At 71.0% G+C, this 12,701-nt stretch carries 11 protein-coding genes and 1 pseudogene; 5 read left to right on the forward strand and 7 right to left on the reverse strand.

From position 1 onward, the window contains the following. The 7 genes and pseudogenes from DEU35_RS16555 to DEU35_RS16585 form a co-directional block, all read right to left on the reverse strand. Positions 1-202, reverse strand: a pseudogene (locus DEU35_RS16555) (hypothetical protein); the annotation flags it as partial. A 43-nt stretch (positions 203-245) separates the two neighbouring features. Beyond that, on the reverse strand, positions 246-1,328 hold the full coding sequence (locus DEU35_RS16560) for an ABC transporter permease (protein WP_116240166.1): 1,083 nt from the start codon (positions 1,326-1,328) through the stop codon (positions 246-248). Then, entirely contained in the window at positions 1,325-2,104 is a 780-nt protein-coding gene (locus tag DEU35_RS16565; protein WP_103210991.1) for an ATP-binding cassette domain-containing protein, read from the reverse strand. Before DEU35_RS16565 ends, DEU35_RS16560 begins: the two co-directional genes overlap by 4 nt. Positions 2,105-2,106: 2 nt before the next feature. After that, complete coding sequence (locus DEU35_RS16570) at positions 2,107-3,498, reverse strand: L-fuculokinase (protein WP_103210992.1); 1,392 nt, start codon at positions 3,496-3,498, stop codon at positions 2,107-2,109. Then, positions 3,495-4,532 carry a phosphoheptose isomerase gene (locus DEU35_RS16575; RefSeq protein ID WP_116240167.1) on the reverse strand — a complete coding sequence of 346 codons (1,038 nt, stop codon included), beginning with the start codon at positions 4,530-4,532 and terminating at the stop codon, positions 3,495-3,497. The genes DEU35_RS16570 and DEU35_RS16575 overlap by 4 nt, the downstream gene beginning before the upstream one ends. Next, a complete protein-coding gene (locus DEU35_RS16580; RefSeq protein WP_181904682.1) occupies positions 4,529-5,722 on the reverse strand; it encodes a LacI family DNA-binding transcriptional regulator in 1,194 nt (397 codons plus the stop codon). The genes DEU35_RS16575 and DEU35_RS16580 overlap by 4 nt, the downstream gene beginning before the upstream one ends. A gap of 114 nt (positions 5,723-5,836) precedes the next feature. Further along, positions 5,837-6,829 (reverse strand): aldose 1-epimerase family protein, encoded by a 993-nt coding sequence (locus tag DEU35_RS16585; RefSeq protein ID WP_116240169.1) that lies wholly within the window; start codon positions 6,827-6,829, stop codon positions 5,837-5,839. A 128-nt stretch (positions 6,830-6,957) separates the two neighbouring features. On the opposite strand from DEU35_RS16585, the gene DEU35_RS16590 reads away from it, so the two are divergent. From DEU35_RS16590 to DEU35_RS16610, 5 genes are all read left to right on the forward strand, one after another. Beyond that, on the forward strand, positions 6,958-7,812 hold the full coding sequence (locus DEU35_RS16590) for a class I fructose-bisphosphate aldolase (RefSeq protein WP_103210996.1): 855 nt from the start codon (positions 6,958-6,960) through the stop codon (positions 7,810-7,812). Further along, positions 7,809-8,963 carry a Gfo/Idh/MocA family protein gene (locus DEU35_RS16595; RefSeq protein ID WP_103210997.1) on the forward strand — a complete coding sequence of 385 codons (1,155 nt, stop codon included), beginning with the start codon at positions 7,809-7,811 and terminating at the stop codon, positions 8,961-8,963. Before DEU35_RS16590 ends, DEU35_RS16595 begins: the two co-directional genes overlap by 4 nt. Before the next feature lie 123 nt (positions 8,964-9,086). After that, the gene (locus DEU35_RS16600) at positions 9,087-10,082 is read left to right on the forward strand and encodes a LacI family DNA-binding transcriptional regulator (protein WP_220340867.1); all 996 of its coding nucleotides are present in this window, start codon (positions 9,087-9,089) and stop codon (positions 10,080-10,082) included. 68 nt (positions 10,083-10,150) lie between these two features. Further along, on the forward strand, positions 10,151-11,053 hold the full coding sequence (locus tag DEU35_RS16605) for an SDR family oxidoreductase (protein WP_116240170.1): 903 nt from the start codon (positions 10,151-10,153) through the stop codon (positions 11,051-11,053). A gap of 251 nt (positions 11,054-11,304) precedes the next feature. Then, positions 11,305-12,699 (forward strand): alpha/beta fold hydrolase, encoded by a 1,395-nt coding sequence (locus DEU35_RS16610; RefSeq protein WP_116240171.1) that lies wholly within the window; start codon positions 11,305-11,307, stop codon positions 12,697-12,699. Positions 12,700-12,701 lie beyond the last annotated feature (2 nt).

The raw sequence follows: 12,701 nt of genomic DNA on the forward strand, positions 1-12,701 counted from the left end.
CTTTGGCGGCTTCGGACTGGATGCCGCACTGCATGGAGATGTAGAACTCATCCCCGGCGACGCCCTGCACGAACGCGATCTTGTACCCGCCGTCGCCGCCCGAGGCGGAGCCCGACGAGGAGCCGCCCGAACACCCGGCGAGGACGAGGGTGGCTGCGGCGCCGAGGGTGGCGAACGCGAGAACCTTGTTGTTCCACTGCATTGTGATGACCGTTCTCTCTTGGTGGGGTGTCGGATGCCGGGCCTCAGCCGCGGCGTCCTCCGCTGACGAACTTGCGCCAGAGGCTCTGGGTGGTGCCGCGGGTCGCGGCGGTGCGACGCACCTGGTCGACGTAGACGGCGGTGATGAGCACCGCGCCGACGGCGACCTGCTGCCAGAAGGGCTGCACGCCGGTGATGACGAAGCCGTTCTGCAGGACCGCGGGGATGAACAGGCCGACCACGGTGCCGAAGATCGTGCCCACACCGCCGAAGAGCGACGTGCCACCGATCACGACGGCCGCGATGACGTTCAGGTTGGTCTGCGACTGACCGGCGATGGCGGTCGTCGAGAACTGCGACAGGGCCAGGATGCCGGCGAGCCCCGCGAGCGCGCCCGACAGCGTGTAGACCGAGATGAGGTGGCGGTCGACCTTGACGCCCACGCGTCGAGCGGCGAGCTCGCTCGAGCCGACGGCGTAGGTGTAGAGGCCGAATTTCGTGAAGTGCAGGACGATGGCACCGATCACGACGACCACGAGCGCGATGACGCTGATGATCGGGAGCGACCCGAACACGTTGCCGTAGCCGATCGAGACGGTGAGGACCGTGGGCACGTCGCGGATGTCGACGCCGCCGGTGAGGATCTGCGCGAGACCGAGAGCCATGCCGAGCGAACCCAGGGTCACGATGAGCGGCGGGATCTTCGCCTTCGCGATGAGGAACCCGTTCAGCAGTCCCCAGCACACCCCGCTCAGGATCGAGACGAGGATGCCGATGGTCGCCACGCCCCAGCCCTCACCGCCGAGCGCGCGCATGGTCAGGGCCGAGACGACACCGGAGAACACGAGCACCGAGCCGATCGAGAGGTCGATGCCCGAGGTGATGATGATGTACGTCATCCCGACGCCGAGGACGGCGAGGATCGAGGCGTTCTGGATGATGAGGCGGAAGTTCGACCACTGCGCGAACGAGTCCGGCGCCAGAGCGCTGAAGATCAGCACGATGACGATGAGGATGAGCAGGATCTGGAAGGCCTGCGCTTTGAGCAGTCCCAGGAAGAAGTGGGGCTTGTTCTCCTCGAACGTTCCGATGGCCACCGTCTCGGTGGGAGGCGTCTTGGTGCTCACTTCGAGTCGTCCTTCGTGACGGCGCCGGTCATGAGCCCGACGAGTTCTTCCATGGAGGTGTTCTTGGCGTCGACGTTGGCCACACGGGTTCCCAGGCGCAGCACCTGGATGCGGTCGCAGACCTCCATGACGTGGGGCATGGAGTGCGAGATCAGCACGACGGCGATGCCCTTGTCGCGGACGCGTCGGATGGTCTCGAGGACGTTCTTCGTCTGACGCACGCCGAGGGCGGCGGTGGGCTCGTCGAGGAAGACGAGGCGTCCGGCCCAGTGCACGGCGCGGGCGATCGCGATGGCCTGGCGCTGGCCACCCGACATCTCGCCCACCGGTGACGACAGCGATCGCACGGTCGCGCCGAGTTCGTCGAAAGCGGCCCGCGAGGCGACCGCCATGTCCTTGGTCTTCATGAAGCCGAGCGCACCGGCGATCCCGGGGCGGCGGATCTCGCGGCCCAGGTACATGTTCTGCACCGGGTCGAGGTGCGGCGCCAGGGCGAGGTCCTGGTACACCGTCTCGATCCCGAGCGACGACGCCACCTGCGGGTTCGACATCTCGATGGGCTTGCCGTCGAAGAGGATCTCGCCCTCGTCGACCGCGAGGTTGCCCGAGAGCGCCTTCACCAGGGTCGATTTGCCGGCGCCGTTGTCGCCGATGAGAGCGGTGACCTCACCGGGGTAGACCTCGAAGTCCACGTTGTTCAGGGCCCGGACGTGACCGAACTGACGCGAGAGACCGCGTGCTTGCAGCACCGGGACGGCCGTTGTGACTGACGACATCGTCAGCTCCTTTCGTTGGTGAGAAGAGAGGATGCGAGGAACGTCTCCGCGACGGCCTCGAAGGACGCAGAAGAGACGGCGAACGCCGCGAACAGTGCCGCCCCGTATGCGGTGCCCTCGTCGTGGGTCGAGACGGTGACCTCGGGCAGCAGCGTCGAGCGCGAGCGGACGACGGATGCCATGGTCGACCAGCCCCCGGTCAGCACCGTCGAGCGCGGCGGGGCGACCTCGCGGTCCATCACCGCCATGCATTCGGCGAGCATGTCGTTGCCGTGGCGCAGCGATGCCGCGAACAGCTCGGCGGGGCTGAGCCCGTCGCTCTGCGCGACGATCTTCAGCACCCCGTCGTCGTTGCGCGCACCAGAGACCGAGAGACCGCCGTCGGCGAGCGTCCCGTCGACCGGGAGCGCGAGGGCGGCGGCGTCGATGACCGCCCGGCCCGTGGCATCCGTGATCCCGAGCAGCTGCAGCACGCGGCGCATGAGCAGGCCCGACTTGGTGCCGGCGAGCAGCACGTACTTGCCGGGGATGACGTGGCGCACGCAGTTGATTCCGGCGTGGGCGAGGCGCTCGCGCGCCGCGAAGGGGAGGGTGTCGTCGAGCACGCGGACGAGAGCCTCGGCCGTGCCCATCGAGTCGTAGAGCTGGCCGGTGTGCGTCGCCCCGACGGCGACGGCGGACACGAGGTGGTCGTGACCGGCGATCGTGAGGGCCGCGCCCCGGAACCCCGCGGGCACGGCCTCGTCCGTCACCACGCCCACCGGCTCGCCCGCGCTCACGCGCGCCCCGAGGATCGACGCGTCGACCCCGAGCACGTCGAGAGCGGCCTGCCACGGCGTGCTGTCGTCCTGGTCGATGAGCCCGGTACGCGACACGAGCGAGTACTCCGCCACCCGCGGACCGCCGAGAGCGTGCACGACGTATTCGGGGACGTTGAGGAACGTCGTTCCGGCGAGCGCGATGCCGCTGTCGCGCAGGTGCAGGAGCTTGGCGATGGATGCCAGCGGCCCCACCGGCAACCCGGTACGGCCGGGGAACTCGGCGCGGAACTCCTCCGGGGTCGCCATGATCTGCGCGGCACCCCGGGGGTCGAACCAGGCCATGATCGGCGCGAGCGGGGTGCCGGCGGCGTCGAGCAGCACCCCCGCCTCCGCCATGCCCGAGACGGCGAGCGCGAGGACGCGGTACCCCTCGTCGAGCCGGGCGTCGGCTTCGGCGGCGAGCTCGCGCACGACCGCGATCGCCCGCTCGGCGGTCATCTCGGCCCGGCCGTGGTCGAGGTTGGTCCAGGGCGAGGGGCGGCTCACGACGAGCACCTGTCGCCCCTCGGGGGTCGCGACGAGCAGCTTCGTGCTGGTCGAGCCCATGTCGACGCCGACGACGTAGTCGCTCATCGAACGCCACCTCCACGGAGGGTGCCGGGCCACCCGGCACCGGGAGCGGCGACGAGCACCTCGGCCTCGCCGAGCAGACGCCAGTCGCCGAAGGCATGGGGAACGGCGTAGACCTGACCGCGCTCGAGGTCGACCGAGCCGGCGTCCGATACCAGCGCACCGGAGCCCTCGCGCACCAGCACCACCGCGAAACCGGCCTCGCGGGCCGCGGTCTCTCCCGCCGCGTCGAACAACCGGAAGTACGGGTCGGCGATCGCGGGCAGCAGCGAGCGGAAGTCCGCCCCCGCCGGGGTCGTCCCCGCCGTGCTGATCAGGGCGCCGAGGGCCTCGGCATCCAGCTTCTCGGTCGAGACCGCGGGCATGACGGCGTCGAAGCCGAGGTCGAGGTGCGACTCCTCGCGCGTCGAGGTCGTGACCGACCACTCGAGCAGGATCGAGAAGTCGGTGGGCTCCTGCACTTCGGCGACGAAGATGCCACCGTCGATCGCGTGCACGGTTCCGGCGGGCACGAGCACGCCCATGCCGGGGCGTACGACGACGCGGTTCATGCGCGAGAGCATCCACTCGCTGTCCTGCGCGTCGCGCCGACGGTCGAGCTCGTCGCGGTCGACGGACTGGTTCCAGCCGACGTGCACGGCGCAGTCGTCCTCGGTCTCGAGCACGTACCAGGCCTCGGTCTTGCCGTACGGGCAGTCGAGGTGCGCGGCGGCGAACTCCCGGCCCGGGTGCACGTGGACGGGGAGACGCTGACGCGCATCGAGGAGCTTGACCAGGATGCCGAGATCGGCGGCATCCCGTCCCCCGCGCGCTCCCACCCAGGCCCCGCGGTCGGCCGTGACGAGGTCGCGCAGGACGTCGCCCCGGTCGGTGACGGCGAGGCCGATGGTGTCGGACCCGAAGCGCGACACCGTCGAGCCGAGCCACTCCTCGGGTTGCCGGTCGGTCTCGGGCACGATGCCCCGCAGCGCCGCGATGCGGTCGCCGCCAAGGTAGAAGTGCTGCACGGGATTGGGGGGCAGCAGGACGGGCTTCATGAGGGGGCTCCGATCGGGGCTGCGGCCGCGACGACGACGTCGCCGGCCGGCGCGGGCTGAACGAGGGCGGCCGCCGCGGGAGACGGGAGTACCCCGGCGGAATCGGACGCACGCAGCGGAATCGGATCGGATGCCGACGCGGATCCGATTCCGCTGCGCTTCTCCGATTCCGCGACGGGCACCTCGCCCGATCCGCGAGGCACGAGGCGCGTGGGCACGACCGTGCGGGTCGGGGCGTCGTCGGGACGCTCGGCCAGCTGGCGCAGGCGGCGGAAGGCTGCTGCGCCGAGCAGACGGGGGTCGTGGTCGACGTAGGTGATGCCGGGTTCGAGCACCTCGGCGAGCGTGAAGTCACCGAACGAGATGAGCGCGGGCATGCGGAGCCCGCGTGCGCGGATCGCCCGTACCGTCGCGATCGCGGCGAGGCTCGTCGCGCACAGCAGGGCGGTGGGGGCGTCGGGGCGCTCCAGCAGGAGCGAGGCCTCGGCCGCTTCTCCCGCGCGGAAACGCTCGTGCGTCACCACGAGCGCGGGGTCGAACGCCACTCCCGCCGCCTCAAGAGCCGAGCGGTAGCCGGCCAGACGGTCGCTGACGGTGGGGTAGGGCACGTCTTCGCCCATGAAGGCGACGCGGCGGTGTCCGTGCGAGAGCAGGGCCGCGGTGGCTTCGGCGGCGGCCCCGAAGTCGTCGATGACGATCGCGTCGATCCCGGAGCGCACGCGGTCGACCGTCACCACGGGGCAGCGGTTGCGCAGCCCCGCGAGGACCGCGGCAGGGACAGCGACCGGCGCCACGATCAGACCCGCGAGGCGATGGCCGGTCAGGCGGTCGAGCTGCGCCGTCTCGCGCCCCGCGTCGTAGCCCGTGCTCGCGAAGATCACGCTCAGGCCCTCGGCGATCGCCAGTTCTTCGACCACGCTCACGAAGGCGGCGAAGAACGGGTCGCTGATCGCATCGATCAGGATGCCGATCGTGTCGGCCTCGCGACGCTTGAGTTCGCGCGCGCTGCGGTCGGGAACGAACCCCAGCTCGCGCACGGTCTGCAGCACGCGGTCGCGGGTTCCGGGGAGGACTCCGACCTCGTCGTTGATGACGCGGGACACGGTCTTGGGGCTGACGCCCGCCGCCGTCGCGACGTCGATGAGCCGAGCGCGCGGCCGGGCCGTCGCGGCCTGGGTGACCGCGCTCACGGTCCGTCTCTCGTCGTGCATCATCGCATCTCCGACATCGTTGTCATCCGGAAGGAAACCCTGCGGCGGGCTTCGATGGAGACAGCATGAGCCCCATCGGACAACGTTGTCAAGTCACGGACGCATCTCGATGACATCGATGTCGAGACCGAGCTCCCACGAGGCGCCCGGCGCCAGCGGACGAAGCAGTCCGCGCGCTCGCGCCTCTCCTCGCCCCAGGATGGTCGCCGCCGTCGCCGGCTCGACCCCGAGCACCACCCCGTCGTCCTGGGCGACCCGCCACTGGAACATCCCGGGCAACCGGGCGGTGTCGAACGAGATCCGGATGCCGAGCCCCGACGGCGAGATCACCTCGGCGCCCACGCGGCGATCCGCCGGCAGTTCGTGCGAGAAAACCTGCTCGGGATAGTGCAGGGACGGCTCGGGGAACTCCGCCCACGACGACAGCCCCGCCTCGGCCGCAGCATCGCGCGCGAGCACGCGATCGGCCGGCGAGCGCAGGATCGTGCCCGCGTCGACGAGCGGCCAGCCGAGGTTCACGTGATACAGCACCATGGGCTCGACCTCGCGCGAACCGCGGTTCACGATCTCGTCACGCAGCTCGATCCGTCCGTCGCCGAGCGGCACGCGCACGCTCCGGCGCAGCTCGAGGTGCGCGCCGAGCACGGTCGCCTCCACCACCACGGCCTCGACCACCACGGCATCGGCCGTCACCTCCGAACGGATGACGGATGCCGACAGGCCGCTGTACTGCCCGTGCTGCGGGTGCTCCCCCTCGGCGTCGACCGAGGGCGGGCCGAAGGAGAGCAAGCCGCAGGTGGTCACGAGACCGCCGCCGAACGCGGCGCCGAAGCCGGTCGCACCCGGGCGCGGCCAGCCGGTCGGCGACACCCAGGCCAGGGGGACGCCACGGTGTCGCACCTGGCCGAGGTCGAGTCCGCGGTCGGGCAGCAGCTCGACGTCGAGATCGCCCGCGACGATCCGCAGGCGTCGGGTCCCGGCATCCGGTCCATCCGATCGCACCGAGGCCTCCACCGCCGCGAGCGCGGCAGGCGAACCCACCCGTCGTCTCGCGTCGTCGATCGACCGTCCGTACAGCTCGCCCATGAGCCCCGCCTTCCTCGCCGTGACGCCGCCCACGCTAGCAGTGATTGACAACGTTGTCTTTCGCCCCGCATACTGACCGTCGAGCGCAGAGCCGCGCCCCGACACGACGCTTCGGAGACCCACACCCCATGTCGAAACCCCGCCTCAATCGCCTCTTCAACGCGCGGTCCGGCCGCGCTCTCGACGTCGCCGTCGACCACGGCGCGTTCCACGAGCACTCGTTCCTGACGGGCATCGAAGACATGGCGGCCACGGTCGCCACCCTCGTCGACGCCGGTCCCGACGCCGTCCAGCTCACCCTCGGACAGGCGCCGTTGCTGCAGTCCGTCCCCGGCAAGCAGAAGCCCGGGCTCGTGCTGCGCACCGACATCGCCAACGTCTACGGCGACCCGCTCGAGTCGCCCCTGCACAGCATCCACGTCCCGGATGCCATCGAGGTCGCGGTCCGCCTCGACGCCGTCGCCGTGTGCGTGAACCTCCTCGATCTCCCGGGCGAACCGCAGGTGCGCGAGCAGTGCATCCGCTCGATCCTGGCGCTGCGCAGCGACGCGGAGAAGTACGGGATGCCGCTGATGATCGAGCCGCTGGTCATGCAGACCAAGCCCGGCACCGGCGGGTACGGGGTCGACGGCGACACCGCCAAGGTCGTCACTCTCGTGCGCCAGGCGCGCGAGCTCGGCGCCGACCTCATCAAGGCCGACCCCACCGACGACATCACCGAGTACCACCGGGTCATCCAGGCCGCCGGCGACACTCCCCTGCTGGTGCGCGGCGGAGGACGCGTCGACGACCGCACCCTCCTCGAGCGCACGAAGGCCGTGCTCGCGCAGGGCGCTCGCGGCATCGTCTACGGTCGCAACGTCATCCAGCACCGCGACCCGGCCGGCATCACCGCGGCCCTCATGTCCGTGGTGCACGACGACGCCTCGGTCGACGAAGCCCTCGCCCTCATCGGCGGCACCGGCGAAGGAGACCGCGCGTGACCGGCACGAAGATCGGTGTCGGCATCATCGGCGGCGGCCTCATGGGGCGCGAGATCGCCGCGGCCCTGCGCCGCTGGCCCGCGCTGATCGACCACCCCGCCGAGCCCGAACTCGTCGCGGTGTGCGACATCAACCCCGCGGCCCTCGAGTTCTTCGAGCGCATCGATACGGTGCAGCTGACCACGACCGATCATCACGAGTTGCTCGCCGATCCCCGCGTCGACGTCGTCTACATCGCCGTGCGGCACGATCTGCACGAGCGTCTCTACGTCGACACCGTCCGCGCCGGCAAGGCGCTGCTGGCCGAGAAGCCGTTCGGCATCGACCGCGCCGCCGCCGACGCGGTGGTCGCCGCCATCGACGAGACTCCGGAGTCGTTCGTGCGCGTCTCGAGCGAGATGCCGTTCTTCCCTGGTGCGCAGTGGGCGGTCGACTACGTCCGCTCGGGCGCGCTCGGGCGCATCGTCGAGGCGAAGTGCACCTTCCTGCACTCGAGCGACATCGACGTGAACAAGCCCCTCAACTGGAAGCGGCAGAAGCAGTTCTGCGGCGACGCGGGGGTGCTCAACGACCTCGGTATGCACACGTGGCACGTGCCGCTGCGCCTGGGCTGGACGCCCGAGAAGGTCGTCGGCATCCTGCAGGACATCGTCACCGAGCGCCCCGGCCCCGACGGCACGCCCCAGCCGTGCGACACCTGGGACAACGCCGTCATCCACTCGTGGGCGCGCCACGACGGCGCCCCCTTCCCTCTGACGACCGAGACCAAACGCATCGCACCGGGGCAGAAGAACACGTGGGAGTTCGAGGCCATCGGCATGTCGGGCGGCGTGCGCTTCAGCACCAAGAACCCCAAGCAGGTCGAGGTCTTCGCCTTCGTCGACGTGCCGGGCGTCGGGCGTGAGCAGAGCTGGCAGAGCGTCGACGCGGGCAGCCAGTCGGTCTGGCCGACGGTGACGGGTCCCAACTTCGAGTCCGGTTTCTCGGATGCCATCCTGCAGATGTGGGCGGCCTATCTCGCCGAGTACCTGGGCGAGCTCGGCGACGGCTTCGGGTGCGTCCGCCCCGACGAGGCCGCGCTGACGCACCGTCTCTTCGCCGCCGCGATCGCCTCGCACGAGACGGGCGCACTGGTCACACCCGAGACCTGACGACGACCCAGGGGGTGTCCCGCCGATCGCGGGCGCCCCCTTCTTCGTGTTTTCCGGCGCGACCGGCGATATCCGTATGCTCGGAGGGATGCCGACCCCGCGCGGCATCCCTCGAGGAGACGCATGCGCAAGACCGGTCGGCCCACCATGATCGACGTCGCCGCCGACGCCGGGGTGAGCCTGAAGACCGTGTCGCGCGTGGTCAACGGCGAGCCGAATGTCGACCCCGCCATGATCGAGCGCGTCCTCGCGTCGGTCGGCAGGCTCGGCTACCACCGCAATTCCCTCGCGGCCAGCCTGCGGTCGGGCAACCGCGACACCATCGGCTTCGTCGCGGCCGACCTCTCGAACACCTTCTACATGGCGATCGCCGCCGCCGTCTCCGCGATCGCCACGCGCGAGCGCATGCACCTGGTCATGGCATCCAGCGAAGAGGACGCCGATCTCGAACGCACCCTCGCCCTCGATCTGTGCCAGCGCCAGATCGGCGGCCTCATCGTCGTCCCGACCGCCGCCGACCACTCGTATCTCTCCCGCGAGGTCGAGCTGGGAACGCCCGTGGTCTTCCTCGACCGTCCCGGCAGCGGCGTGCCCGCCGACGCGATCCTCCTCGACAACCGCGGCGGATCCCGAGCGGCCGTCGCCGAGCTCCTCGAGACGGGGCACCGTCGCATCGCCGTTCTGCTCGACTCCCCCGAGATCTACACGATGGTCGAGCGCCTCGCGGGAGCACGCGAGGCCTTCGCCGCCCAGGGCCTCACGCTCGACCCCGCTCTGGTCGTCCACGGCCTTCACACCCCCACCGTCGCCCGGGACGCGGTGCACCGGCTCCTCGAGTCCGCCGACCCTCCCACGGCGGTCTTCTGCGCGAACAACCGCGTCACGATCGGAGCCCTCGAGGCGATCCTGCCCCGCGGCGCCGACGTCGCGATCGCCGGTTTCGACGACTTCGAACTCTCCCGTCTGCTGCCCCGTCGCATCCGCGTCGTCGACTACGACGTGACCGAGCTCGGCACGCGCGCCGCCGAGACGCTGCTGGCGCGGGGAGCCGACCCCGCGACGGGCTCTCACACGCACCTCGTGCCGACGCGTCTCGTCGACCGGGGCGGAGTGAGCTGAGCCTGGACGGCATCCACTCTCCCGTCAAGGCCGCGCACCGCGGAGCCCGTCCTGCATAACGTCGTCGCATGAGTTCCGATCGCGATCAGTTCACCTTCGACAACCCCGTCACCCGTTACTCGCGCGTCGAGCCGCCCGTGCAGCACCAGCCCGAGCCCGGCGTCCAGGCCGATATGACTCCGGTGCCCGACCTGGGCGAGACGACCTACCGCGGACTCGGCCGCCTGGTCGGCCGCAAGGCCCTCATCACCGGCGGCGACTCCGGCATCGGCGGCGCCGTGGCGATCGCGTTCGCCCGCGAGGGAGCCGACGTGGCCATCGTGCACCTGCCCGACGAGCAGCGCGACGCCGACCACATCCTGGAGCAGATCCGGGATGCCGGCCGCACCGGCGTCTCGATCGCGACCGACATCACCGATCCCGCCGCGTGCCGCGAGCTCGTCGCCCGCACCGCCGAGGCGCTCGGCGGCCTCGACATCGTCGTGAACAACGCCGGCAAGCAGGTGATGGTCGAGAAGGTCGACGACCTCTCCGACGAGCAGTTCGAGCAGACCTTCCGCACCAACGTCTTCGCTCCGTTCTGGATCACCAAGGCGGCGCTCGCCCACCTCCCCGAGGGCGGCACGATCATCAACACCGCCTCGCTCGAGGCCTACGTGCCCGCGCCCGACCGCCTCGACTACGCCGCGACGAAGGCCGCGATCAACAACCTGTCGAAGGGACTCGCGCAGCAGCTCGCCTCGCGCGGCATCCGGGTCAACGTCGTCGCCCCCGGGCCCACCTGGTCGGCCCTGCAGGTGAGCCAGGGTGTCTCCGACGATCAGATGGAGCACTTCGACGACGAGAGCACCTACCAGCGCGCCGGTCAGCCCGCTGAGATCGCGCCGGCGTTCGTCTTCCTCGCGTCCGCGGAGTCGAGCTACGTCTCGGGCGAGACGCTCAACGTCAACGGTGGCATGGTCACGCCGTAACTCGCGCGTCCCGATCGCCCCGGCCCGCCGCGTGCGGACGGGGCGATCGTCGTGTGCGAATCTCCTGAGGTCCGCGCGGCCCGACCTCGCACACCGGGTGGCGGCCCCGCACCACGCGGCGAGGGCCGCCGCTTCTCAGGAGTTCGGTACGCGGTCCCCGCACCACCGATCGTCCCGCCGCAGTGCTTGCGCAAATCCCGCCGTCGCGCAAGCGACCCTTTCCGGCCCCTCCGGTGCGCGAGCGTGAGTGCATGCCCACCGAATCCGCTCCCGTCACAGACGGGGCACCCCTCACCCTGTACCTGCTGCACGCGCTGGGGGCCAGCTCCGGATCCTTCGACCGTCTCGCCGACGAGCTCGCGGGCGACGTGCGGGTGCACGGCATCGACCTCCCCGGCTTCGGCTCCGCCGCGAGCGCCCCCGACGCCACGCTCGACGAGACCGTCGACCACGTCCTCCGCCACCTCTCCGGCCACGCGAACGGCCCCTGGATGCTCGGCGGCCACAGCATGGGCGGCAAGATCGCCGCGCTCGTCGCCGCACGCGTCCTGCGCGGAGACGCGCCGCTGTTCGGACTCCGCGGCATGGTGCTCATGGCGCCGTCTCCGCCCCGGCCGGAGCCGATGGACGAGGAACGCCGAGAGCGGATGCTCTCGTGGGTCGACGGCGGGGCGCTCTCCGAACAGGATGCCGAAACGTTCATCGACCAGAACACGGCAGAGCCCCTCGATGCCGGGGCGCAGTCCCTCGCGCTGGCCGACCTCCGCCGCACCTCGCCCACCGCGTGGCGCGCCTGGCTCGAGACGGGAAGCCGCGTCGACGTGACCGCCGACGTCCAGACGCTCGACCTCCCCGTGCTCGTGCTCGCCGGCACCGACGACGCCGACCTGGGCGCCTCCGCGCAGCCCGAACTGCTCGCCTCCGTCTACCCCCGTGCGCGGTTCACGGCCCTCCCCGACACGGGACACATGATCCCGCTCGAGCGCCCCGCCGAGGCGGCCGAGGCGATCTCCCGCTTCGTCGCCGACGAGGTGCGGGTCGGGCCCGTGGTCCCGGACGACTGGGCACGCCTCATCGCCAGCGATCGCGTCGACGACCGGGTCCGCGGCATCCTGGCCCGACGCTCCGTGCCCGATGACCGCGGTTACGCGCCCCGGGTGCTCGATCTGGCGCAGTTGACCCTGCTGCGCGAGATCGCCGATCTCGTCGTTCCGCAGGACGGCCCGGCGATCGACATCGCCGGTCGTGTCGACGCGCAGCTCGCGCGAGGAGAGGGCGACGGGTGGCGCAACGCCGATCTGCCCGCCGACGCCGAGGCGTACCGCACCGGCCTCGATCACCTGGCCGCCACGTGGCCCACGGATCCTGCCGAGCGCGTCGAGACCTTCCGCGCGGCCGTCGAGGGTGACGCCGATGCCGAGGGCACCTTCGACGCCGCCCAGCTCAAGGCCTGGCTCGAAGACGTGCGCAACGACCTCGTCCGACAGTGGCTCACCCACCCGGCGAGCATGGCGCGCGTCGGCTACGACGGCTTCGCCACCGGCGGGACGCCCATCCGCGGATATGTGGAGCTGCGCCTCGGGCGCCGCGAAGACTGGGAGCCGGCGAACGTCGGCGGCACGATCGCGACGGGAGACGCGGCATGAAC

It is taken from the genome of Microbacterium sp. AG157 (assembly GCF_003385695.1).
GTDB lineage: Bacteria > Actinomycetota > Actinomycetes > Actinomycetales > Microbacteriaceae > Microbacterium > Microbacterium testaceum.

Bases quoted from the DNA above. Each gene is read 5' to 3' on its own strand.
- DEU35_RS16605 (WP_116240170.1), top strand. From the start codon at position 10,151: ATGAGTTCCGATCGCGATCAGTTCACCTTCGACAACCCCGTCACCCGT.
- DEU35_RS16570 (WP_103210992.1), bottom strand. From the start codon at position 3,498: ATGAGCGACTACGTCGTCGGCGTCGACATGGGCTCGACCAGCACGAAG.
- DEU35_RS16585 (WP_116240169.1), bottom strand. From the start codon at position 6,829: ATGGGCGAGCTGTACGGACGGTCGATCGACGACGCGAGACGACGGGTG.
- DEU35_RS16590 (WP_103210996.1), top strand. From the start codon at position 6,958: ATGTCGAAACCCCGCCTCAATCGCCTCTTCAACGCGCGGTCCGGCCGC.
- DEU35_RS16600 (WP_220340867.1), top strand. From the start codon at position 9,087: ATGCGCAAGACCGGTCGGCCCACCATGATCGACGTCGCCGCCGACGCC.
- DEU35_RS16575 (WP_116240167.1), bottom strand. From the start codon at position 4,532: ATGAAGCCCGTCCTGCTGCCCCCCAATCCCGTGCAGCACTTCTACCTT.
- DEU35_RS16565 (WP_103210991.1), bottom strand. From the start codon at position 2,104: ATGTCGTCAGTCACAACGGCCGTCCCGGTGCTGCAAGCACGCGGTCTC.
- DEU35_RS16610 (WP_116240171.1), top strand. From the start codon at position 11,305: ATGCCCACCGAATCCGCTCCCGTCACAGACGGGGCACCCCTCACCCTG.